This is a genomic window from Chryseobacterium gregarium DSM 19109, from assembly GCF_000430845.1.
GTDB lineage: Bacteria > Bacteroidota > Bacteroidia > Flavobacteriales > Weeksellaceae > Chryseobacterium > Chryseobacterium gregarium.
The window spans coordinates 1-23893 of the sequence record NZ_AUMU01000014.1 but is presented as its reverse complement, the minus strand read 5'-3'; the positions used below and the strand labels follow the sequence as shown (position 1 = coordinate 23893).

Here is a 23893-nt window from a genome sequence, read left to right as displayed (position 1 = left end):
ATCAATTGAGCATTGATTAATTGATCTTCAGGATATTCAATCCTGATTGTCCTGTTGCAACAAAGGCTAGGTTATTATTGATATATATATAATTTGCCGAACCGTTCAGTTTATAGTATCCTACTACATTGAAGGTCGTCTTGTTCAGAACAATAACACCGTCTGTACCGTTAGCCAGATACAGGTAACAGTTATTTACCGCAACCGCATTGGTAAGGCCTGTCTGGCTGAATACGTTCTGGCTGTTAACTTTAAAATTTCTAGGAACAAAAGTATTCATCAGCTGACCGTTGCTTAGCTTAATCTTGGCTACCCCTTTATCACTTAGTGCCAGGTATACATATTCATCATCTAAAGTAATTACATTTTTTCCGTCAGTCACAGATTGTACCAGCGTGTTATAAGTATATGTTTTCGGGTTGGAACCATCTACATTGGCTATTCTCAGGGATGTCCCGCTAGCATCAGTAGCCAGGAATACCTGATAACTGTTGTTATGTGCAATATATTTGGCTTTTTCACCTGATGCATAAAACTGGTCAGACACCGCATATCCCGCAGCAGGATTAAGCTTGAAGAAACCTCCTCCTGTTGCTCCTGTTACCGTATACAGATAATTATTATAGAAATAAGAATTTTTTGCCGTAGCGCTTGGAAGCTTATAACTTGAGAATAATGATAAATCCTGTGTATTGAATACGTTGTTGGAAAGTGGCGCCGTAATGAGCCTTGCCCCGTTTTTATCTCCGCCTGTCGCAAATATTCTGTTATCGGCAACGTCGATATTATTGAATTCTACATTATTGAATAATGCTTCACTTAACAATGCCGGAGCACTGTAATCAGAAACGTTTAGAATTCTTACAGCTCCTTGAGTCGTGCTTCCGTGTGCTGCATCATTGGTATGGTAAGATAAATAAGCATACCCGTTATTTACCACAACACCGGTTGCGCTCAGTGTATTGTTATTGATCGCCGGGCTTACCACATTGGCGACCAGCGTAAACTGAAGCTGGCTGTCTGTACACGGAGTAATTCCTTTCTGAGGCCTGCACCCTTCTTCAGGGATATACGTGTTTGCGTTTAAGGTAACCTGATTGTTGATTTTATTGTTGTTCTGTAATACAGAATAAGAGGTATTGGTAAAGTTCAGGTCAATAAGCCCCACTACAGCCGGTGAAGCATTCATATTTCCGAAAGACATGTTAACGAAGTCCATTCTTGCAAAGCTGCTTCCTGTATTGGAGATCTTGCCGTCTATAGAAACGGATCCTCCTGTCACATCAGTGAATGACTGCGGCTTAAGGTTCAGTACTCCCGAACCGTTAATGTGGAATCCTTTCGAGAACGTTAAATATCCTTCATTGGTCAGGTTGGAATTCAAATAGTTGTTCTGCTGGCTAAACACCATTCTGCAGAAGTTATTGACTGTAGAGCTTCCGTTTAAGCTGACATTATTCGTGAACGTCAGGTTGTTATAGTTGTTGATGGTCCCGTCAACCGATGAAGTCGTATAATCTACATATCCGTAGTTATCCAGTATTCCACCTGAGTTAAGATGGAAATTGGCTGAATTCAGGATCTTACCGTTGGTACCAACCTCAACTCTGCCTCCATTGGGAACATTGATCCAGTTTGAACCTCCCAGGTTACCCAGAACAATAATTTTTCCGGCAGAATTAAAATTAAACCCGCCTGTGAAAGTAGTCCCTTCCGGAATGTAATAGGTTTCGCCGTTATTGATATTATACCAGTTACTTCCGACAGCAGCTATAGCACCTGATAAATTGGGTGTATAGGAAACGGTTTTCTGGGTGGCAGATGATTTGTGGCCATTCTGATCGAAGGTCACAAAGTTAACTTTAGTGTTCTTTAATTCAATACTTTTGCTGAGATCTCCGCTTCCGTATCGAAGCGTAATATCTCCATTGGTAATGGAATTGGAACTTTCATTGTTCTCAGACATCAGATTGTCTTCTGAAGAACACCCGGTTGAAGCAATAAGCAGTAAAACACCTATTGCTGCGCTTAGTTTTTTAATCATTAATGAGTATCTTATTGTTTGTGTATTTTAATAGAATAGGGCAGGGATAGAGGACGGCATCATTCAGGCACCGAATTCTCTGGCTTTTTTGGATGTTTTTTGAGGATTCCAAGGATCTTTATAAGAATCGTAAAAGAAGAATTCGTCAAAATAGGCAATGGTTCTTACAAGTCGCATAAAGTATCCCATATATAATGGGTAAAGTGGAATATATATAATTTTAGACAAAAATTTCCTTTTATTATTTACAATGATCAGGCATACCAGAAACTGCATAAAATAAAGCAGCAAATATAGTAAATATTTGAATGGCAACCAAAAAAGAAGGAACTCAGGATTCTCAATTATTATTCTTAGCATATAAACGAGCCAGGTGACATCCAGAACGAGCCCGAAGAACACATTTTCAAAGAATGAGAAGAAATTCGAGAGCCGGAAATTTTTGTTGGGGACCCAGATGTCTTTATGTTTCCTGAGCCTGAAACGGACGAGGGAGCGTGACCAGCGCAGCCTCTGCTTGGCCAGCTTGTTCCATTCTGCAGGGACGTGGGTATTGCAGACCGCGCTTTCTTCAAAAATAATGTTGTAGCCTATTTTCCTGATCTTTACCGTCAGGTCGCCATCCAGACCCGGGCCTACGTCCCAGCCGCCTACGCGGTCAAGTATTTTTTTCGGGAAAACCCCGAAAGCTCCGGAAATGATCTTATAGATGCCGAGTTTTGAAAGGACAATCCTGGAAATGCTGATGGATTGCTGGTATTCTAGATATTGCATCGTCGATGCCAGGGAATCTTCATCATTCCTTACCATTAAGTTCCCGCCGACTCCCCCGACATTGTCATACACATAAAACGGCAGTAACGATTTTTCAATAGCGTTGTTTTCCAATGAGGAATCGGCATCGATGTGAACGATGTATTTGCCTCTTGAATATTTCAGTCCCAGGTTTGCAGCTGAGGCCTTTCCGCCACGGATTTCAGATCTTAGAAATTTTGCGATGGAGCCGGTTTTTTCAAAAGACTGCCCGATAATTCTGGTGTTATCGGTAGAACCGTCGTCAACAACGATTATTTCGATGTTTTTATAGGTCTGTTTCTGCATGGAGACGATCATTTTATGAAGATGCCTCCCTTCATTGTGTCCGGGCACCAAAACGGTAACCAGCGGAAATTCCTTCATCAGCTTTTCCCTGCCTGCTTTCCATTCGTCTTTATTGGTATACCGGTTCCGGATGCTTACGAAAAGGACAATAATCTCAAGAATCAGGAACCGCGGGATATCTATTAAAAAGACATACCATCCCCAGTTCAGAATTTTATTCCAGTCCGAATACTGCAAATTAGAAAAAATCATTTCCCAAAGATTATCCATCTTTACGTTCTAATTTAATATTTCGGTGATGGCTTTATGCGTAAGCTCATAATTATAGATCTTCTCCAGGTTTAATTCTGACGGGGTCTGTTCTGTTTTACAGTTGATACAGTGAACCCCGATCAAAGGTTTCTGGAATTCATTTTGACAGGTATGGTTCTTACAGTAAAATATTTTCCCGGGCTTATCATAATCCACGCCTATATTTTTCAGTTCCGTAGTGCATTTGGGGCAGATTAATTTTTCCCCCTGCTGGAAAATGTTTTCCGTAGCAACGAAGGCACACCTGAAATGATGGATTAAAACCCTGGCCTGCAGGTTATGCCCTTTGCATTTCGGGCATTCCTCCCGGTAATTCAGGAACCCCGAGCTGCATTTTTTGCAGATATGGGAAGTATCTACGTAATGCCTGTCCAGAAAACCGTCTTTATAGGCACTGTTCAAGATCTGCCTAGTATTAGTATAGGCGTCTGCGGTGCTGTCATAATACGCTTCAGCACGCGGGTAGGAGTATCCGCTGAGTGAATCGGAGCTTTCGTAAAACTCAATATTTTTATCTCTTGAATAATAATACGCGAGTATCCTTTTCAACAGGTTATTTTCCGGAAAGAGAGCGGGACCGAGGTTGCTCTTTTTAATGAAGTTTAAAATGAACTGGATGGATCCTGCCTTGTTTTTAAAATTTAAATCCTCAACATAACCGTCACAAAGATGTTTGAGGTTATAGCTTTTATATTCTTTGTAGGTTTTTTTAAAGTTTTTCTGTAAAAAAATGGGTTTAAGAAAAACCCTGGAATCCGGATGCCGGATCACGCTTATCAGGAATTTCCTTACATTCCATGCTTTTTCATTATTGACAATCCAGATGTCTGCACTGTCGGCATCCGGTATTTCATTATGATCGATATGCTCTTCCAGCATTAAAGCAGTGATTCCGTTGTCCAGATTTAAAATTTTTTCTGACATCATTACTCCTTATGTAAATTTTAATTTTCTCACCTTTACCGGGATATTGCTTATTTTCACCGCTTTCCAGGAATTGCCGTCCAGCGGCACGATATCAACAACAACCCCGTATTTATTGTCGTTTATGTTTTTGTTAAGCAGTGAAGCATCCTTTAATTCTGAAATCGAATAGATTTTTTTTACTTTGCCCTTGAGGGTTTTGTTGAAACCGTAAGGCAGTTTTATTTCCACTTTATCGCCTTCGTTAAATTCATCCAGGTCATTAATATCGATATAGGCCCTTACGAACTGTCCCTCGTGGATAATCGACGTAATGATGTCCGATTTATACGCAACCTGGCCATTGGTTACCCGGAAACGGTCTGCAGTTCCGTTGGTGGGTGAAATGTAGAAATTTTGAACTTTCAGGACATTATTGTTTGCCGTTAACAGGGAATTCTTCACACTGTTAATTGACAGCAGCTTCGTTTTTTCATTATTCAATGCTTTGATATCCGCCTGTAAAGAGCTGAGCTCATATTGCAGATCGTCAATAGACCGCTCTACGTTGGCAAGTTCATTGGGCGTGATCTGATTGATATATACGAGTTTTTCCTTTCTCTTTTTTTCGCTCTTCCAAAACCCTATTCTGCCGCGGAGATCATCTGAAAGAAGATTCTTCTTTGAAATCTCCGCATTAATCGAGACTAAATTGTTTTCAAACCCGGTATTATCAATAAGGTTTTTAATGGAATCCTGCTTGGAGTTTTTACGGATATTCGCATCGGAAAAAAATTCATAGCTGAACAAAGTGTCTCCTTTTTTTACCGCTGACCCTTCGCTGATGTTATAATTAAGAATTCTGATGTCATTGGTAAATTTAACGTCAAACTGCTGCTGCTTCAGGAAGCCGTCTGCATAGTCAAAAACCCATGAGGAGATGATCCATCTCAGCAAAGACCCTAAAATCAATAATAATATGGCAAAGTATATCCATCGGTCCCATTTTCTTTTTTTAACAGGTTTTTCATAAACCTCACTCGTTACATTGTCGTTATTAAAATTGATTTCCATTAAGGCTTAAAGTTATTCATTTGTGACAGGTCATAATATCCTATTTTCGAAATCCCGTTGCTCTGAATGGTGGTTTCAGCATCCAGTAAATCACTGAAATTCTGGAAATCATTAATCCTGAATACCCATACGTAATTGGCTTCCAGGATACTTCTTATGGCGGCCGTTTTATTCATCTTTTTCTCAAGCGTTAAAACATCATAGGCCATGATATAGCTCATCACATTATTGTCATTTAATGCGGTGGCTACCTCTACAGGCAGTTGCATAGGGACACTTACCCCCATATCCATGGCGTTTTGGTCACACCATAGCTTTGAGCTGGTAAATAAATTAATTAACCTCTGGGCGTATATATCAACATTTTCTTTATAGTCATCAAACGTATGAGGCTCAATATCAAGATGTACCCCGGCAAAACCCATATTTTTGGCTTCAATTAAAGCCTGCTGAAGATCTGTAAATCCATCATCCGTTTTTGCATAGGAATTTTCCCCGATCAGCCGGTAGACCTGAATGTTATTGGCCGCAGCCTGTGTTTTGAAATCCTCAACTTTTACCAGATCGGGTACCTTTCCGGGAGACAGAAAAACCCGGTTGATATGCCAGTGGTTCATCAGGTTGATGATATAGGCATTCGAATAATTATTGAAAAAGGCGCTCCAGATATAGGTTTCATTTCCTGCATTATCATCATTGGTTCCGGACTGTAGCGGTCCGGTGGTATAATCTATGCCTGCTGCCATTCGGTATTCAAGGTATTTTTCATACAACTGAGATTTTTTATCATACTTCTGTAATTGATTATTCAAGAATTTTTCAGCGGTGTTGAGGTATCCCGCAGGGCTAAAGGTGTTGCTGTTTTCATTGGTGGATTTCAGGGTAAGGTCAGACTCCAGATACGTGCTTTCACTCTGCAGGATATCAATTTCAGATTTCAGCTCATAATACTCTCTGTAAAGGGCATTGAGTTTATCCCGGTAGACCATTTGCAGGTCATTCAGCATGTTTTCCTTGAACTTCAGGTCGTTTTCATTATCAAGATTGGTCTTATTTCTGCTAAGCGGTAAGTTAAGGGAGGCGCCTAAGCTGGCAAAATTCCGGTCCTTCGATAAGGCTGAATAATAATTGTATCGTAATTTGACCCGTAAATCGGGCTGCCGATCCCTTTTGTTTTTAATGTCCAGAATTTCTTTTTCCATTTTTAAGGCCAGCTGCCTGTCCTTTACCAAGATGCTGAGGTCTATATTTTCAACGGGTGTCAGATCCGGGATAGCTGCATTTAGGATTTCTTTATTAAAAGAATTGTTAGCAGCGTTCTTAACCAGGTTTTCCAATGATTTTTTTTCAATCGAAATTTTTTCCAGACGGTATTTGCTGAGCGCTAAGTCGGCATCATTGGAAATGCCGCTTTTATTTTGTTTCACATTAAACTCATTAAGGAGTTTCAATATATGCTCATAATCAGATAAAATTTCTATTCTTTTTTGATCAAAAATCATTTTGATCCCATCCTGGTTTTCTCTGTAGTCTATTTCCTTTTTATATTGTGTTTTTTCCAACCTGTTGATCCTTCTCGCTTTTTCATTCAATGAATTCTGAATTCTTTGATTCTTCGAACTTCCTTCCCCTAAAGCCAGCCAATCTAAACCTGAAGATATCCTGGCACGGTAGAAAATATTGTCTTCATCGCCAAAACCCGGGCTGAAATTATAATTGGCTTCAGAAACCCAGTTGATATTGAATGAGTTTTTTTCAGAATTCTGACGGGTAAAATTAAAATCAGTGCTGTTTAGTGAAATATTGGCCGCCGCAAAATTGAAATGATCCGTATTCCGGGACATCTTATCATCCGCTGACAGTTTAGAAATAATTTCTTTTGTCGATGCATATATTTTACGGTAATCCGCTGCCAGAATGCTTAGTGAATTAGAATTGATGCTAAGCACCGATTTGCTTTGGGCACTTAAAAAAATGAAAAAATTTAAGACAAGGAGGAGTTGTAACGTTTTACGCATAAGGGAAGTAGAAATTTTTTGCAAATTTATATCTTTTTATTCAATTTATTTCAATAAATTCATAATCTATCAGCCGTATTGATAATTTCTACTTAATCAAAATAAAGAAGAAATTATCATGACTTTCCAGGTATGGGGACCTATAAAAATATTTTTAAAAAATTCGCTGAAGATTAAAAAGTAAAATAGCATAAGGTTATGGGAGCTATCAATCTTATTATTCAATGGAGCTTTTGATTGTGTTGTAATAGAAAGAGGTTTCTCTGTCAGCATCTGTTAATATATTTCACAGAATAATTTCCCATAAGCTATAATGGTTACACGGCTTTTACAGGTATTTAAACCTGTCAAACCTGAAAGTTTCTTGTGTATAGTGGTGGATCAATTTTTCGCGTTAAGAAGTTTTAAGTCCTTGTCTTTTTGGTTCTTTTGCCTTGATGCAAAAGAATCACTGTATGTACATTTTAATCTGCTGATATGTAAAACAGCTTTAATTCATAGGGACTGATCATAGCTTAGCAGCGGTATCTTAAACCGGTTTCCCGTATAAATAACAACATTTATACAGTGAAAATTCCTGCCGGTTTTTATCTAAAAACAGGGAATTATTCATTTGCGAAAAACTCAAATGGATGCACTAAAAATTAGCAATTTATTAATAATGAAAATTGATAATTCCTGACAGTGATAACCTGGCGGAAACGCATGGTTTTCCGGGTTTTCTTCGACATTTCTTCGGGTCTTCTTCGGGTCGGCTTCGGAAAACAGGGGGTTTTTCCGAAGAAACGTCGAAGAAGACCCGAAGCGGGCCCGAAGAAATGCATGTTAGTATCGGTCATAGGCTGCCAAAACCTGCCAAAACCGGACACAAGCTGCCAAAACCTGTTCATGCCATTGAAAATTGAAAATCCTGTTATACCTTCGTACCGTTAATCTAAAAAAGCAACCCCATGACAAGAATCACAAAAGCAACCCCGGGAGGATTCTCATGAAAAGCAGGAATAGCAGTGAGTGAAAACTGGTGCGGGCAGAGCATTTCAGCAGCACAACCAAGCGCTGCCGCAAGGCTGCCGGGAAGCCGTTGTAGCAGCAGGTGAAGTCCAGACGGGTGACCGGTTTTCTCCATGTACTTAAAGCCATCTAGGCGAAGTATTTCGGTTCGGCGAACGGTTCGAAATCCAGGGTAAACCTGGCAGTCTCTTACACGATCAGCGAAACGGTGCAGGTAAGAGGTGATATCCGGAGCTGGTGTACAGCAAAAGTATTGATCATCAATTTGATCTGTAAGGTTTTAGCAATATGGCTGCACTGCCACTTTGCAATTAGGGAATATGATCAAGTGGAAACTCACCCAAACAATACAAAAAATATAAAATTAACTTTAAATTATAAGCCATGATATGGTAATTCGGCGTCGCTGAAAAGGTTGGATTCGACCTTGGGCAGGCTGCTGAAATTTTAAAATCCCATGAACCCTGAATTAAACGGGGAGAATACAATTGGAACTGAATTAAATACTTTCGCACCATTTAATTTGCCATTTTGGATTGTAACTACAACTACATATAATACTCATATTAATAATGGTTTTGCAGTTCAGGATGAACAACTCCCGAACCGAATTGTTGATGATTTGCAAATTTTATCGACTTTAGATTATAGAAATTCAGTTTGAATAATATTTGATAGAATAAGTTATTTAGATCTGGAAATATGGTGGTTATAGCGATACTAATATTTTTAACAACTACATTGAGAATTTAAAAATTTACTTGCAACTTTGAAGTCATAACGTCCTAACAAAATTGCAATTTCATTTTACAGAGTGTTAAAATGAGCTTAGATAGAAAAATGAGAGCATTCTTTTTTAACCTTTACAGTAATAATAAATTTGGATCTAAATAGTTTTAGTGTGACTCCTTTTTTTATTTAAGTGATAAGCTGAAGAACACAGTTCCAGGTTTGAAATATCAATATTCCATAAGGGCCTATTTTTGTTGACTATCACAATTGAACGATCATTGAAATCAAATATCTTTATGAAGCAGTAATAAAGATATTTGTTCAGTCTTATCTTAATCCGTCTGCCTTTATGACTTAAGTTAGCATACAGATAATAGTTGGTATCAGAATAGGATTCCAAAAAAAGAGAAATGATATACTCCCTCCAAAAAGGTTTGTTTTTATTCTCAGTCCAGGTATTCAGCCGCTTTATTCTTCCTTTATTGGATATGGCAAAATACCCTTTAAGATCGGGAACTGGTTTCCATCTTTCACCGGGAAGATTCTCCAGCGATAAATTCAGGCAGGCAGGAGGATTATTTTGATCAACAGCCGGTTCCCCGATCTTTTTCCACAGACTTGTATTAAATATCTTTTCTGATTTACTTTTTACATCCGGTATAAAATCTTCTTTGGTGGGTGTATAACCTTTCGCAAACCATAGAAATGTTCCCGCAGTACTTCTTTTTTTGTTGATAATAGCCAGTATATTAGTATGGTGGATTCCCAGAGTTTCACTTGCAGCATAAATATTGTCATAACTGGCAACAAAACCGCCATCCACTGTATATTGGCTCACTGCCTGCTGGTAATTTCCTTTTTTCCCTCTGCCTGTATTGAGCACTTTATTACGAAGCTCGATAGCTGTTATCTTCTCAAGATTACTGAAATGTACATGAAAGCGATTTTCATCTTTGAATGATATACGGAATGAAAGGTCATCCATATCAAATTTTTCAAAAAAATGATAATACACCAAACGTGCTGTTGATCTTCCATGTACTTTTCCCTCGAGGGAGAGATTACATCTCATATTATAAAAATGAGCTTTTAGGTGCTTGTTGAAATATCTGAAAGTTTGCGGCTTTATAATCCTGTCTGATATCTTCTGTTCTCCACCGTTAGGAACCGGAACCATGCGTTCCAGGCTTTTTATCCGTCCGTAATTGGAAATTGCATAGTTCTCAAACCCTTCAATAAGCTTCCACTGCTCATGTCATGGGAAAGATCTTTTAAGGAAAGATTGAGAAGGACTGTATTGATATACGTATCTCCTAATTCTGTGGGCAGCTTCATAATTTGAAATATTTCTCTTAAGCAATTTTTTTATGGATGTCTGATTAATATGCTACAACAAAAATATAACATTTAATATTAAAAAAAATTGCTGCTATAGTTTTAATTTGCAGAAAATAATAACAAATATGTTATATATAAATGGCCGATAAAACCAGCTGTTTTTGATACTTTATTTAATAGATTATAACTAATACTTAATTTATTATTGAGTAAAACAATTTTATGGTCATCCACTATTGACATTCAAACTGGCGTTAATGCATCGTTTTACTTGCTTGAATCTCCAATTTTTTACTATTTAAATATCGAAGCAAATATCATATTTTAAGTTATTTCAATTTAATACTTTCTGCAATAAAATGATTTCTTATTTTGAATATCAAATAAGACATAAAATTAAAGAAATCATATATTTTAGGCGAACGAACAGGTAAATGAAAAATCTATTTTGATACCGGAAATTAGCAGGAAAGGGAGAATATATTTAGACAAAATTTCCAAAGGGGGGTGCTTAGAAGTTTTACTCAAAAGAAGGAATAGCAGAAGTTTCAATGGCAACGAGCCATCGGCGAATTTTTTTGGTACAGTTTGTGCAGATTCGTATGAAAGGTATGAAGCAGGAATTGCTATTGGCTTTACATATATATATCAGTAAAAGTTTTGGTTACGCTCATGTGCCCAATCCCATAAAGATATTTTAGAGATTGCCGGAATTAAGATTTAACTTATATGGAACCATAGTGAAAAATCTATATTTATTTCTCATTTGATAGTGAAAAATCATGGCAAGAATTCCTTCGATTGGGAGGAAAAAGCCTGTAACTGTCATATTAGAAATTAGTTAAAAAATAAGAAAAAGCTTTTGGTTATGTCAGATAATGTTATTAGATTTGATTTTAATGATATTTGTAAGTATAATTAATTTTGAATAAAAGCTTTCATTACCTTTAAATTTATCCTATCATGAAAAAACGAATCGTTATCGCTGCGTTGTCTCTGGGAGCAACCGCTTTAGAAAGCAACCAAGTTTTTGCACAAAACTCTGAGCAGGCTAGTACGTCCGTCAACATTATTTTAGCAGATGTTATTTCAATGGATGTAGGAAGTGTTGCTTCAGAAGGCACTGTAGATTTTAATTATGTGAATACAGCAGATTATAATTCTTCAAAAAATGTGACGGTGCCGAATAGTTTAGTCATCATTTCCTCCAAAAATTTCGATGTAAAAGTAAAATCTGAGGGTGCAAACTTTATAAGTGGAGCCAATGTAATTCCTGTAGATGTGTTACAGGTAAAAGCAATAGCGGGCGGAAGTTTAACAGGAACCCTGAATGAGGTCACCTTATCTACAAACGATCAGCCCCTGGTAAGTAATGCAGGTTCAGGAGCAAAGCAATCTTTAAATATTGCCTATTCTATTTCGGCAGAAAAAGCATCAAAGGTACTTTTGGGAAAGCCTAAGGGAACTTACACGCAAAAAATAACTTATACCGCGACAGCTTTATAATAAAAATAAACAGCAATTTTATATACGCCCTCAATACTTAGAAAGTGTTGAGGGCTTTCTATTTAAACCAAATGAATTATCCTGTAGTTATTTTACTACATGAACTTCCATTTTCCACTACAAAGAAACTTTTATCGCCGCCGTAGATTTGTAGTGTTCAAAAGAGAACAATTAAATAATAACAGAAATAAAAAATAAATAATACGGTCATGACAAAACAAATCGCCATCGCAGCTTTAACTATCGGAGCCATCATCTTAGGAACTAACAATATTCAGGCTCAGAATACTACGGCAACCACAACCGTCAACATTACCCTGAATGATGTAATCTCCATCGACGCGGGAAGTTCTGCAATAAGTGGTGCCGTTGCCTTTAACTATGCTACTGCAGCGGATTATAATTCGGAAAAAACGGTTGCCCAGGCCAACGCTTTGAAAGTTACTTCAACAAAGAATTTTAATGTGAAGGTAAAAGCAGGCGGTGCGAGCTTCATGAACGGAACCAACGAAATCCCTGTCAATGTTCTGACCATCAAAACTTCAGCAGCTGCCGGCACCATGGGCGGAACAAAAAGCGCTGTTGTTTTATCAGCAGCGGATCAGATTTTAGTAGCCAATGCTCCGCTTGGAAGCGCCTTGACACTGAATCTGGACTACACCATCCCGGCAGCGAAATCATCATCTTCCGATATTTTAGGTAAACCGGCCGGAACGTATACACAAACGGTAACTTATACTGCTACTGCTTTATAATAAAAACACACAATTTTATATACGCCCTCAACACTTTCTAAGTGCTGAGGGCTTCTCTGTTTAAAACAAATAATATCCTGTAGTTATTTTACTACATGAACTTCCATTTTCCACTACAGAGAAACTTTTACCGCCGCCGTAGATTTGTAGTGTTCAAAGAGAACAATTAACAATAACAGGAATAAAAATAAATAATACGGTCATGACAAAACAAATCGCCATCGCAGCCTTAACTATCGGAGCCATCATATCAGTAACCAACAATGTTCAGGCTCAGAATACTACGGCAACCACAACCGTCAACATTACTTTGAATGATGTCATCTCCATCGACGCGGGAAGTTCTGCAATCAGTGGTGCCGTTGCCTTTAACTATGCTACTGCAGCGGATTATAATTCGGAAAAAACAGTGGCCCAGGCCAACGCTTTGAAAGTTACTTCAACAAAGAATTTTAATGTGAAGGTAAAAGCAGGCGGTGCGAGCTTCATGAACGGAACCAACGAAATCCCTGTCAATGTTTTGACCATCAAAACTTCAGCAGCTGCCGGAACCATGGGGGGAACAAAAAACGCTGTTGCTTTATCGGCAGCGGATCAGACTTTAGTGGCAAATGCTCCGCTTGGAAGCGCCTTAACACTGAATCTGGACTACACCATCCCGGCAGCGAAATCATCATCTTCCGATATTTTAGGTAAACCGGCCGGAACGTATACGCAAACGGTAACTTATACCGCGACGGCTTTATAATAAATTTTTTTAGTTTATAAAGGTTCCTTTTGTTACGTTTTCAGTAGTTTTGGGAATCTTTTATTTTTAAACAATTTACACCATGCACAAGTTTATTTACCTTTTCATTTTCTTTATCCTTACAGGGTCTTCTTCAATTCTGGCACAAAGTATTTCTATGTCGCCTACACGCTTGTTTTTTACCGGTAATCCAGGAGAAAAAGTGACACAGACCGTCACGCTTCAAAACAGCTCGGATAAGGATTATGTTTTTAATCTCAACTATAAAGATTGGGTTAGAGAAGAAGACGGAAATAAAGTTTATCTTAATGCAGGCAGTTCAAAAACCTCCAATGCTTCTTGGATGTCCACTTTAGAAAACGCTGTAACAGTTCCTGCGAAAAGTACAAAGGAGATTGTAGTCACCATGCAGATTCCGGCAAACGCATCAAAATCTGACGTTACGAACAGCATGTTGTTTTTCACCCAACTTCCTCAGCAGGCGGATCAGGCACGTGCTCAGAATGGGATTGGTATTATCACCTTATTTGAGGTGGGCCTTCACATCTTTTATACTCCATCTGGAAACCAGGTAAAAAGTTTGGATATTACCAGTATTTCAGAGGTGAGTAATGAGAATGCAGCAAGCAGAAAAGTTGCAGTGAGCATCCATAACGATGGAAACACCATTAATGATGCCACCGTTGAGTTTGAACTAACCGACACAGACAGTGGTAAAGAAATAAAATTACCCGCAATTTCCATCTCCATGCTTCCCAATACCAATCAGGTCGTTCAATTTTCTTTACCAGGGAACATTTCAGGGAACTTCCTTGGCGTGGCTATTATCAAAATGGCAGGATCCAATGATTTACGCGTAGGCGAAAAAAACTTTAAATTTTAAAATTAAGTCTTGAAACCACAAAATGGAATATCGATATCAATCCTAAGAAGAACAATCTTATTTTTTGTATTTGTTCTTCTGCACTTCTCGTTGGCCTTTGCGCAGGAAAAGAAGGACATCCGAATCCGTTTTGAAAATGACAGTGTAGCTGTTGAGAAGGGTTCTACTTTTACTGATTTCCTAGTCATTGAGAATAAAAGTTCTGAAGAGATTACCATTCAGAATATCATACCTGAAGAAAAATATCCGGGATTGCTTTTCTATCCTAAAAATGGCTTTGTCATAGGTGCGGGTCAGTCTAAAAATCTTCCTGTGAAATTGATCGCCAATGTGGATTTTATGAAACTGAGATCCAATGAGATCATATTCCAGGTTTCGTACACCACCCCAACGGTCACCAGAACTGAAAGCGCTTCTTTCTTTGTTGACAAAGACGAGAACAAAAACATCGCAATTTATACAGCTACATACGAAAATTTCATTAATCCTGCTGCGCCCGAATCTTCAATTCTGCTGATTGTAGAAAACCAGGGTTATAATAAACGAACCGTTAAGATTGATTTGCAATCCATTCCTGATGGTTTGGAAATGATGCCAAAACAACAAACCGTATCTCTGGAAGGTTTAGAAAAACAAACGGTTGAGATCAAAATTGCGGTCAGAAAACAGAATACGCTTTATCCGGAATTTAATATTAATGCAATCGCAACAGATCTGCTTGATAATAAAATCGTGGGAAGCAACACGCTCTACTTGGTTATTTTATCGCACAACAGACAAATTGCCCGGGGAAACGAATCGGTGAGCGGAAGTAATTTTGCGGAAATGAGCTATAATGAAAACAGTTCAGGTTTCAATTATCTTCAATTGAGGGGAAACACAGCGTTTCGGGTGACTGAAAATTTAAAATCACGCTTCAATATGGGTGCAGATTACTATCTTGAAGACGGCCGTTACAACGTGTATGATACCTGGCTGGAACTGGAGAGAAAAAATACGGTATTACGGGTAGGAAATGTTAATAGCAACGATTACGATTACCCGGTTTTCGGAAGAGGCGGGAAAGTTTCTGCCAAATTCGGTAACAATAACCAGATTGAAATTCTTGCGCTGGAAAATAATTATAACCTGTACGGTACCTATTTCCAACAAACACAAGGATCTAAGATGGTGGGTGCAAAATATGGTTTTGGGAATGCTAAATCTTTCAATGGGAAAGTGTCCTATATATTCGACCATGATCCGCGCTTTAACGTAGATACGCAGGTGGCGAATGCGGTAACATCATTTTTACTTAATGATAAACATATCATCCGCACGGAGGTGGGCCTCAGCCACGAAAAAGGCCTTTTGAACAATGATGAAAACGCAGGAGCTTTAATGGGAGCCAATTACGAGGGAAAAATAGGGAAATGGGATATACAATCTCTTAATTCCTTTGCCACCAAAAGTTATGCAGGGATCAAACGGGGATCTTTTCTTTCAAATCAGCGGATCAGCCGCCAATTTTCTGATTCTCGGCGCGCTTTTATACAATATCAGAATTCGCAGGTAGACCCCGAGTTCCTGAGTTTCCAGACTGCACCCATCCAACCTGGGAATACCGCTAATCTGCGTTATTATTTCAACAGTACAGAAGCTTTGGGATCAGGTTACCAGTTTTCTTTAAAAAAGTGGAATTTTCTGCTGGCTCCAAAGGTTGAAAGGCAAAAAACAGCCAATTTTTATACCTCGCAGGAACTTTTTTCTTACCGGCTGGAGACCAACATCAGCGCTACATTGGGTGCTCACGGATTGAACTGGACGGCGGAATATTCTTATTCAAAAGAGAACCACAGGGCCGATTGGTTCCACAGTCTGAAGACAACCTTGTCTTACAGGTATAAATCCTTTTCCCTCAACGGAACAGCCCAATGGAATGCAACTAATGTGTTTGATTTAAATTCTTATTACGATGCAGACCGTAATTTCGCCAACTACAATGTATACGCCTCGTATAATTTCCAGATGATGAATAATAAGCTGACCGGATCTTTTTCAGCCGGAACTTCCTATTCGGAACTTTATGAAAATTTAAACAGCAATGTGAGCGGTAATCTGGAATATAAAATTTCGCCTTCCTGGTCTACCACAGGTTATTTTAATTTTTCCGGTTATAAATCTACAGCTGCTTATGCAAGCAGCGGCAGTTATTACCAGTTCAGAGTCGGGATTAAAAAATATTTTACTGCAGCTACGGCCCTTGGAAATCATAAAGTGACGTTCCAGTTATTTGAAGATAAAAATTTCAATGGACTCCTGGATAACGGTGAATCGGTACTTGCAAATGAAATAGTGAAACTGGAAAATTTTGTTGCATTGACAGATAAGAACGGGAAAGTAGTTTTTCAGAATGTGCCTGAAGGTATTTACACCCTGAAGGTGAACGAAAGTGCAGGCGCCCGGTTGATGATGGATCCTGTAATCATGGTAAATAACAATATCAACCGCAAAGTAAGCTTGGTAAAAAACATCAGGGTAAGCGGGAAATTAACAGAGATCAAACAAGCCTACGATGTTTTGGAAACGGATGTAACCGGGATCGTGGTGTATGCAAAAAGTGGAGATGGTAAGATTTATACCGCCGTGGTTAACCAAAAAAATGAGTTTGAGTTTTTCCTGAAAGATGGAAAATATGACCTCTATATTGAAAATGACAAATACAGTTATACACAACCCACCCAAACGATTCAGGTGACAAAAGAAGGTTATTCAAAAACTGTGGTGTTTGAATATAAGAAGAAAGATACCACCATTAAGGTGAAAAAGTTTTAAATTTAGAAGTATGAAAAAGATGAGGGCTTTTTTAATAGGAATTTTTACCGTGTTCTGCGGGTCTGCAGTCACGAAAGCTCAGGATGTGTATCTGTCGATTCCTGAAAATAATATTTTTAACAGGGTTGAATTTACCTCAGTACCTACAAGGGTAATGAACACCAACAGAACAAACTGGGATTATGGCTTTTTTGGATTAGGCCCAATAGCTCCTACATTTACCTCTGTGTCCGGACCAAATTTTACCCAGTCTTCTTCATCATTTACTTTACCCAGTTCCGTTCTTCTGTGGCAGTTAGAAAGTATGGGCGGACAGCTGCCGTCTACCGGACTTTCAGGGTTTTTACCAGGTTTTCAGTCGTTCAGTACAAGCCCTATAAGATGGTTTGAACCGCCCGTGTCCATTATTGGAGGAGGATTTAACCGGGGAAATATCAATTTTACGTTTAAAATACCAGCTGCCCAATTTGCTGCGAATGCCTACCGGGCCGGGAATTACTCCATGGATATCAGTCAGAATTATAACGATTTCACCCCACGTAATTTTAAAACAATTTTAGTCATTCCTCAATCTATGAGATGGCTCACCACATCTTTAACAAAATACATAGAAATATCTTCTTTGAATGACTACCGGATTACAGGCACGCGGGTATTCAATTTGGAAAATGCGGAAATCGGGCATACGGTCGATTTTAATTTATGGGCGAAAGCTGCTTCCACAAATATTCAGTTCACTTCTTCTAAAGGGGTTCCGGGAACCAGAAATATAGCAAGCATTAAACTGGGCAGTGATGGATCTGCACTCACAACCAAAGCCTTATCCGCCAATTTCCAGAATTTTTCCCCTGCTAATTTTAGTGTGGTAGCGGGAAACAGAAACAACTTCATTCCAGAGCTTTATGTTTCTGCGGAAGATTTTAAAAACTATTTTTTTGAAGCCGGAACTTATACGTTTGAATTGAATTTCAATGCCATAAGTACAGATAATGCAATGAACAGTTTGCAAAATACAGCGGTTCAGTTAAAGGTGCTCCCTCGGTCGGAGATCACCATCCCCAGTTCCGGACGGAATGTAAACTTCAATTTTAATACCGCTGCCCATTACACCAATGGCCAGTCACAAATAGTTCCAAGCCAAATTATATTGTCCAATAATGAGAGCTTTGAACTGTATGTAAAATCGGACGAAAATTATTTCAAAAAAGGCGGTGTCCAGACGAATATCAATTCCAATATATTACAAATTGGCGTGGATGGAAGCTCTGTAAATGCTCCTCTATCCAAAACACCCCAAAAAATACTCTTTAACGGAACACCGGTTTTGGACCGGGAATTGAATATAAGATATAGTATACCACCTGCGGGGGCCCAAAGTCTGGTAGGGAAGGAAAATACCACTTACTCTATCAATGTCTATTATAGCTTTACGGCAATTTAACAATACTTCCCAAAAAAACCTTCCTTATGAACCACTTTAATAGGAATTATCAATCGCCGGATCAGCACGATATTGATAAATTAAATGCATTCGAAAAAAAATATGCCGGTGTTTTTGATTTCTTAGTGTTCGCGGCGGCTAAGATGACCAGCATGGAGCTTAGTACTATGAGTATTTCCTCGGAAGGGAAGGTGTATGTTCTCGCTTCCAGTGATGCGTCCCCCAATCAGATTTATCCTCAGAACCCTCACTTTCTTTTGGATAATCGGACTTCGGTTTATGAGTTGAAGAACCCGGAATTTAAATTCCATAGAAGTTATCCCATCCCGGGTCTTGAGGACAGTCTTATCGCTCATTTAAATTTATTTGGCAGGGAAGAGAAAAATTTAGATAAGCCGGAGGAAGAGTTTGTCAATAAGATCCTGGACCAAGCGTCAAAATGGTATTTGGGTAAAGAAAAAGAACAGCTTTTAAGCAATTATGATGCGCTTTTTGAAACATCCAACGATTTGTTAGGCGTTTTGTCTTTGGAAGGTAAATTCGTAAAACTAAATCCCGCCTTTTCGAAAATGTTGGGGTGGAGCGATGAACAGTTTATGAGTAAAAGTTTTATGGAATTTGTTCATCCGGAAGACAGGCAAAGTACTTTACAGGCAGTAGAAGCATTAGCACTGGGTGAAACTTTATTTAATTTCACCAACCGATACATCATAAAATCCGGAGAGGTTAAATGGATAGAATGGATCTGTGTTCCTGAACCTGAATCTGGATTGGCATACACCATCGGGAGAGATGTTACAGAATTTACCACCAAAAAAGAATCACTTAGAAGAAGTGAACAGAAATATCGCGGTCTTTTTGAAAAAAGCCAGGGAATAATAAGTATTCATGATACCGAAGGTAATTTTCTGGATGTAAATGAAGCGGGTTTAAAGGCCTCAGGTTTTTCCAGAGAAGAATTACTGAGCATTAACCTTTTCGATCTCATCATCCCGGAAAAGCATGATAATGTAAAAATATACCTGAGGCAGATTAAAACTTCAAATCATGCATCAGGTGAAATGACCATCCGCAAGAAAAATGGCGAAAAAGCCATTTGGCACTTTATGAGTGCGATAGACGAGAATGTAGATGGCAATTTACAGGTAATGGCTAATGCAGTGGACATCACCGAAAGAAAAAAAATGGAGAATGAGATCTTGGGAGCAAAAGAGTTAGCAGAAAAAGCTTATGCCCTAAAATCGGAGTTTGTCGCCAATATGAGCCATGAGATCAGAACCCCGTTAAATGGTATAATCGGCTTTACAGAGCTCCTTTTAGAAACCAGTCTGGACGAAACGCAAAGACAGTATCTGGAAATTATCAATCAATCCGGAGTTTCCTTGTATAGCATCATCAACGATATTTTGGATTTCTCAAAATTAGAAAAGCAGAAACTGAAGCTGAACCTCGACAAAGTAGAGATCGAAGAACTGGTTTCAGAAGCCTTCAATATTGTTGCATACAGTAATACTAAAAAGCAGTTAGAAATGCTCATCGATATTGACGACACCATACCTCGATATCTATGGACTGATGAGATGCGCTTAAAACAGGTTTTCGTCAATCTTTTGAGCAATGCTTTAAAATTTACTGAGGAAGGCGAGATTGTTTTATATGTTAAAGTTTTAGATGATTTAGGAGAAGGAAAAAAACGCATCCGATTTGGAGTTCGAGATACAGGGATTGGAATTAACAGCGAAAAACAGGCGGAAATTTTTAACGCGTTTTCACAGGAAGATGGCAGTATTACTAAAAGATATGGAGGTACAGGCCTGGGACTTACTATTTCGAACCAAATCTTGGCACTTGCCGGCAGTGTTTTACAAGTCGAAAGCGATCAGGGAAAGGGCAGCGATTTTTTCTTTGATATTCAGTTTGATACGGAGGAAGAGGAATATGATTTAAGCTTAACCGATATTAAGAGAGTTTTGATTGTGGACGATAATGAAAACAACCGGAAAATCCTGAAAAGGATGCTGGAACGAAAAAATATCGAAGTAATGGAATGCGATAGCGGGTTGAAGGCTTTGCTTTTGATCATGGACAAGTCTGAATTCGATGTGATCATTATGGATTATCATATGCCTATTATGGATGGCATTGAAACCATTAGAAAAATGAAAAATATTGTTCCCGACGTCACCCATGTAGCGCCGTATGTTGTTTTGTACAGCTCGTCCGATGACACTAATTTGCAGGATGCATGTGACGAATTGGAAATAAAAAACAGGCTCGTAAAACCGATTCGTATGAAACAGATGTACCAGGTTTTATCCACCTTAAAGAATTCTGAAAAGAAAAAACGGGAGCCAATAAAAAATGTCGTAAGTGAAGTCTGTACAAACGAAATAAAAATTTTGATTGCTGAAGATAATGCTATTAATATGCTTCTTACTAAAACTTATTTAGTGGAGATTCTTCCGCAGGCTTTAATCATCGAGGCAAAAGACGGGACCGAAGCGGTTGAACAATACCAGAAAGAAAGCCCTGATCTTATTTTAATGGACATCCAGATGCCCCAGCTCAATGGCATTGAAGCAACCCAAAAAATAAGAGCGATGGAAAAAAATATCGAAATTCCTATCATTGCGCTAACGGCAGGCAGCCTTCCTGGCGAGAAAGAAAAATGCCTGCAAGCCGGAATGTCAGACTTTTTAAACAAACCTTTATTAAAACAAACCTTATCGGATATGATCCAGAAATGGTTTGGCAAAGAAATGGATAGAAAGTAAATCATAAAATCAGCTTTAAAAAAATATTGAGATAGAAATTTTTTTACATTTATACTTACATTATGAATGACCCTATCAAGGAACTGCAGATAAAAATCGAAAAACTGGAAAACGAAATCAATTTCAAGAACGGACTGATCTCGATATTGTCTCATGACTCAAAAGAAATATTTGGAAATTTTTTATGGCTTATAGAAGCGGTGGAACAAAAGACCGTAAGTGAGGAAGATTTTTTTAAGTTGTTGCCGCATGTAAAAAGCGATGCCCGGAAGAATCTGCAAACCGTTCAGGACAGCACCGCCTGGTTAAAAACACAATACGGGGAATTTAAGATTAAACCTGTGAAAATCATGGTAATGGATCTTTTTCACCATTTAGAAGAAAAATACGCTGCTAAACTAAAAGAAAAAAACATTAAATTTTATTTTAAAGGAGATCATAATGCATTTATTATAACCGATCGAGTGTTGCTCGAATATGTTTTAGACAAAATTTTTAACAATGCGGTAAAATACTCTTTACCGGGGCAAGATATTTATTTACAGACAGTTATAGAAGGTGATCAGGTCATACTTTCTGTGATTGATTTAGGAACGGGAATGGATGAAAAGTATTTATCTGATATCTACACTTACGATAATCCCGTATTCCAAGGAACTGCGGGCGAAAAAGGTGTCGGATTAAGTTTGAAAATTGTAAAAAATTTTATATCCTTGATGTGTGGAAAAATCGACATCATTTCGTCTGAAAATAACGGAACAACTGTTTCCCTTTTTCTACCTAAATTTAATGAATGAAGGATTTAAAATTAAATGTTCGTATTGTTGTAGCAGATGATCATGGTATTGTCCGGATGGGTTTGATACAAACGATCAAACGACTCATGCCCGATGCCATAATTACGGAAGTAGAGGATTATAAATCGCTGTACAAAGTAATTCTGAAAGAAGAATTGGATCTGGCCATTATGGACGTCAATATGCCTAATGGTACTGTTCAGGAAGCGATCGATTACATAAAAATTCACCAGCCTGAATTAAAAATTCTCATATTTTCTTCACAGGATGAAGAGTTGTATGGGATGCGTTACCTAAAGATGGGTGCCGGTGGCTATCTGAGCAAGCAAAGCTCTACTGAAGTAATTGAGGCTGCTTTAACGGCGATGCTCACTAAGGGCCGATATGTGAGTGATAATGTAAAAGAAGCGATGTTTTTAGAGTCATTAACCGGCGCAGCAAAAAATTCTTCCTTTGAAGCGCTATCAGACCGCGAATTGCAGATTGCCAATAAGCTTGCAGAAGGTCTTCCCCTCAAAGAAATTTCTAATCAGCTGAATCTCCATTCATCAACGATCAGCACTTACAAAAACAGGCTGTTTGAGAAGCTGAAAATACGATCTGTACCCGAATTGGTAGAGATACTAAGGTTGTATAATCATTAAACATTCTGTTATTTCCCGGTTTGTAATCCCGAGGGATCTTTTAAAATACGATAAAACTGACCTATCATCCCGAAGAAAGAGGGATCTTTTTCAGTTCCCTGAATTCATCATCCCGCATCGCTGCCTTCTGAAGACAATAAGTGTTATCCGACAAAGTGGGGGGCTTTTAAAGTACCCCCAGATTCTTTACTCCGCTACTTCAATTAACCACAAAAGCTTTAAGTCGAATGCCTGGCGTCCCGCCGCAATTTTATAAACATATTATTAACGGTTCGTTGTTTTACACTCTTATCGCCTCATAATAAAATACTGTTACCTCCGGTTTTAGCAATTTTGAAGGAGTTTCAAAACAATTCTGTCGTTGATTTGGTCAAGCAGGAACAGCCCTTTCCCTTCGGTGACAGGATGAATATAAATTTGAAATTCGTCATTAGATTACTGTTTAAAAGTTGAATAATCAAACTCCGGCTTCCAACAAGAATGTCCTTTCCTGATTGTTGTTTGAGTTTCAAAATTTCTTTGTCAAGAGGTTTTTCTGCAAGTTTTGCGCTAATCCATGCTTACTTTAATTACAGAAAATCAATAATAAAACAACTTTTATACAATAAATAGGCCCTCAACATGTAAAGCGTTGAAGGCTTTTCTATTTAAACCAAATGAATATCCTGTAGTTATTTTACTACATGAACTTCCATTTTCCACTACAAAGAAACTTTTATCGCCGCCGTAGATTTGTAGTGTTCAAAGAGAACAATTAAACAATAACAGGAATAAAAAATAAATAATACGATCATGACAAAACAAATCGCCATCGCAGCCTTAACTATCGGAGCCATTATATCAGGAACCAACAATGTACAGGCTCAGAATACTACCGCCACCACAACCGTCAACATTACCCTGAATGATGTAATCTCCATCGACGCGGGAAGTTCTGCAATAAGTGGTGCCGTTGCCTTTAACTATGCTACTGCAGCGGATTATAATTCGGAAAAAAC

The 23893-nt window shown here is 38.4% G+C and carries 18 protein-coding genes and 1 pseudogene; 12 read left to right on the top strand and 7 right to left on the bottom strand.

The window, feature by feature from the left end; translation table 11 throughout:
* Positions 1-16 precede the first annotated feature (16 nt).
* The 5 genes from H561_RS0115510 to H561_RS0115490 all read right to left on the bottom strand — a co-directional run bounded on the left by H561_RS0115510 (position 17) and on the right by H561_RS0115490 (position 7452).
* On the bottom strand, positions 17-2044 hold the full coding sequence (locus H561_RS0115510) for an LVIVD repeat-containing protein (RefSeq protein WP_027387847.1): 2028 nt from the start codon (positions 2042-2044) through the stop codon (positions 17-19).
* A gap of 63 nt (positions 2045-2107) precedes the next feature.
* The gene (locus H561_RS0115505) at positions 2108-3397 is read right to left on the bottom strand and encodes a glycosyltransferase family 2 protein (RefSeq protein WP_162143029.1); all 1290 of its coding nucleotides are present in this window, start codon (positions 3395-3397) and stop codon (positions 2108-2110) included.
* A 27-nt stretch (positions 3398-3424) separates the two neighbouring features.
* Complete coding sequence (locus tag H561_RS0115500; protein WP_155845810.1) at positions 3425-4384, bottom strand: TackOD1 domain-containing metal-binding protein; 960 nt, start codon at positions 4382-4384, stop codon at positions 3425-3427.
* 6 nt (positions 4385-4390) lie between these two features.
* On the bottom strand, positions 4391-5434 hold the full coding sequence (locus H561_RS0115495; RefSeq protein WP_027387844.1) for an HlyD family secretion protein: 1044 nt from the start codon (positions 5432-5434) through the stop codon (positions 4391-4393).
* Positions 5434-7452: a TolC family protein gene (locus tag H561_RS0115490; RefSeq protein WP_027387843.1), complete on the bottom strand. Its 2019-nt coding sequence runs from the start codon at positions 7450-7452 to the stop codon at positions 5434-5436. Before H561_RS0115490 ends, H561_RS0115495 begins: the two co-directional genes overlap by 1 nt.
* 668 nt (positions 7453-8120) lie before the next feature.
* On the opposite strand from H561_RS0115490, the gene H561_RS0115480 reads away from it, so the two are divergent.
* Both H561_RS0115480 and H561_RS0115470 read left to right on the top strand, forming a co-directional pair.
* Positions 8121-8357 (top strand): hypothetical protein, encoded by a 237-nt coding sequence (locus H561_RS0115480; RefSeq protein ID WP_027387842.1) that lies wholly within the window; start codon positions 8121-8123, stop codon positions 8355-8357.
* A 563-nt stretch (positions 8358-8920) separates the two neighbouring features.
* Positions 8921-9127: a hypothetical protein gene (locus H561_RS0115470; protein ID WP_027387840.1), complete on the top strand. Its 207-nt coding sequence runs from the start codon at positions 8921-8923 to the stop codon at positions 9125-9127.
* A gap of 222 nt (positions 9128-9349) precedes the next feature.
* On the opposite strand, the gene H561_RS22600 is transcribed toward H561_RS0115470, so the two are convergent.
* Both H561_RS22600 and H561_RS23995 read right to left on the bottom strand, forming a co-directional pair.
* Complete coding sequence (locus H561_RS22600; RefSeq protein WP_162143028.1) at positions 9350-10267, bottom strand: NUMOD4 domain-containing protein; 918 nt, start codon at positions 10265-10267, stop codon at positions 9350-9352.
* A 119-nt stretch (positions 10268-10386) separates the two neighbouring features.
* Complete coding sequence (locus H561_RS23995; protein ID WP_155845809.1) at positions 10387-10530, bottom strand: hypothetical protein; 144 nt, start codon at positions 10528-10530, stop codon at positions 10387-10389.
* A gap of 966 nt (positions 10531-11496) precedes the next feature.
* Here H561_RS23995 and H561_RS0115460 point away from each other — a divergent pair.
* The 10 genes and pseudogenes from H561_RS0115460 to H561_RS0115415 form a co-directional block, all read left to right on the top strand.
* Positions 11497-12039, top strand: a complete 543-nt coding sequence (locus H561_RS0115460) for a hypothetical protein (protein ID WP_027387839.1) — start codon at positions 11497-11499, stop codon at positions 12037-12039.
* A 209-nt stretch (positions 12040-12248) separates the two neighbouring features.
* Positions 12249-12794 carry a hypothetical protein gene (locus H561_RS0115455; protein WP_027387838.1) on the top strand — a complete coding sequence of 182 codons (546 nt, stop codon included), beginning with the start codon at positions 12249-12251 and terminating at the stop codon, positions 12792-12794.
* A gap of 202 nt (positions 12795-12996) precedes the next feature.
* A complete protein-coding gene (locus H561_RS0115450; RefSeq protein ID WP_027387837.1) occupies positions 12997-13542 on the top strand; it encodes a hypothetical protein in 546 nt (181 codons plus the stop codon).
* A gap of 82 nt (positions 13543-13624) precedes the next feature.
* Positions 13625-14425, top strand: a complete 801-nt coding sequence (locus tag H561_RS0115445) for a fimbrial biogenesis chaperone (RefSeq protein ID WP_228372289.1) — start codon at positions 13625-13627, stop codon at positions 14423-14425.
* A gap of 9 nt (positions 14426-14434) precedes the next feature.
* Entirely contained in the window at positions 14435-17239 is a 2805-nt protein-coding gene (locus H561_RS0115440) for a collagen binding domain-containing protein (RefSeq protein ID WP_228372288.1), read from the top strand.
* 10 nt (positions 17240-17249) lie between these two features.
* Positions 17250-18680 carry a hypothetical protein gene (locus tag H561_RS0115435; RefSeq protein WP_027387834.1) on the top strand — a complete coding sequence of 477 codons (1431 nt, stop codon included), beginning with the start codon at positions 17250-17252 and terminating at the stop codon, positions 18678-18680.
* Between the two features lie 26 nt (positions 18681-18706).
* On the top strand, positions 18707-21454 hold the full coding sequence (locus tag H561_RS0115430) for a PAS domain-containing hybrid sensor histidine kinase/response regulator (protein WP_027387833.1): 2748 nt from the start codon (positions 18707-18709) through the stop codon (positions 21452-21454).
* Between the two features lie 146 nt (positions 21455-21600).
* A complete protein-coding gene (locus H561_RS0115425) occupies positions 21601-22251 on the top strand; it encodes a sensor histidine kinase (RefSeq protein WP_228372287.1) in 651 nt (216 codons plus the stop codon).
* Positions 22248-22895: a response regulator gene (locus tag H561_RS0115420; protein WP_027387831.1), complete on the top strand. Its 648-nt coding sequence runs from the start codon at positions 22248-22250 to the stop codon at positions 22893-22895. The genes H561_RS0115425 and H561_RS0115420 overlap by 4 nt, the downstream gene beginning before the upstream one ends.
* Positions 22896-23687: 792 nt before the next feature.
* Positions 23688-23893, top strand: a pseudogene (locus H561_RS0115415) (peptidoglycan-binding protein LysM); the annotation flags it as partial.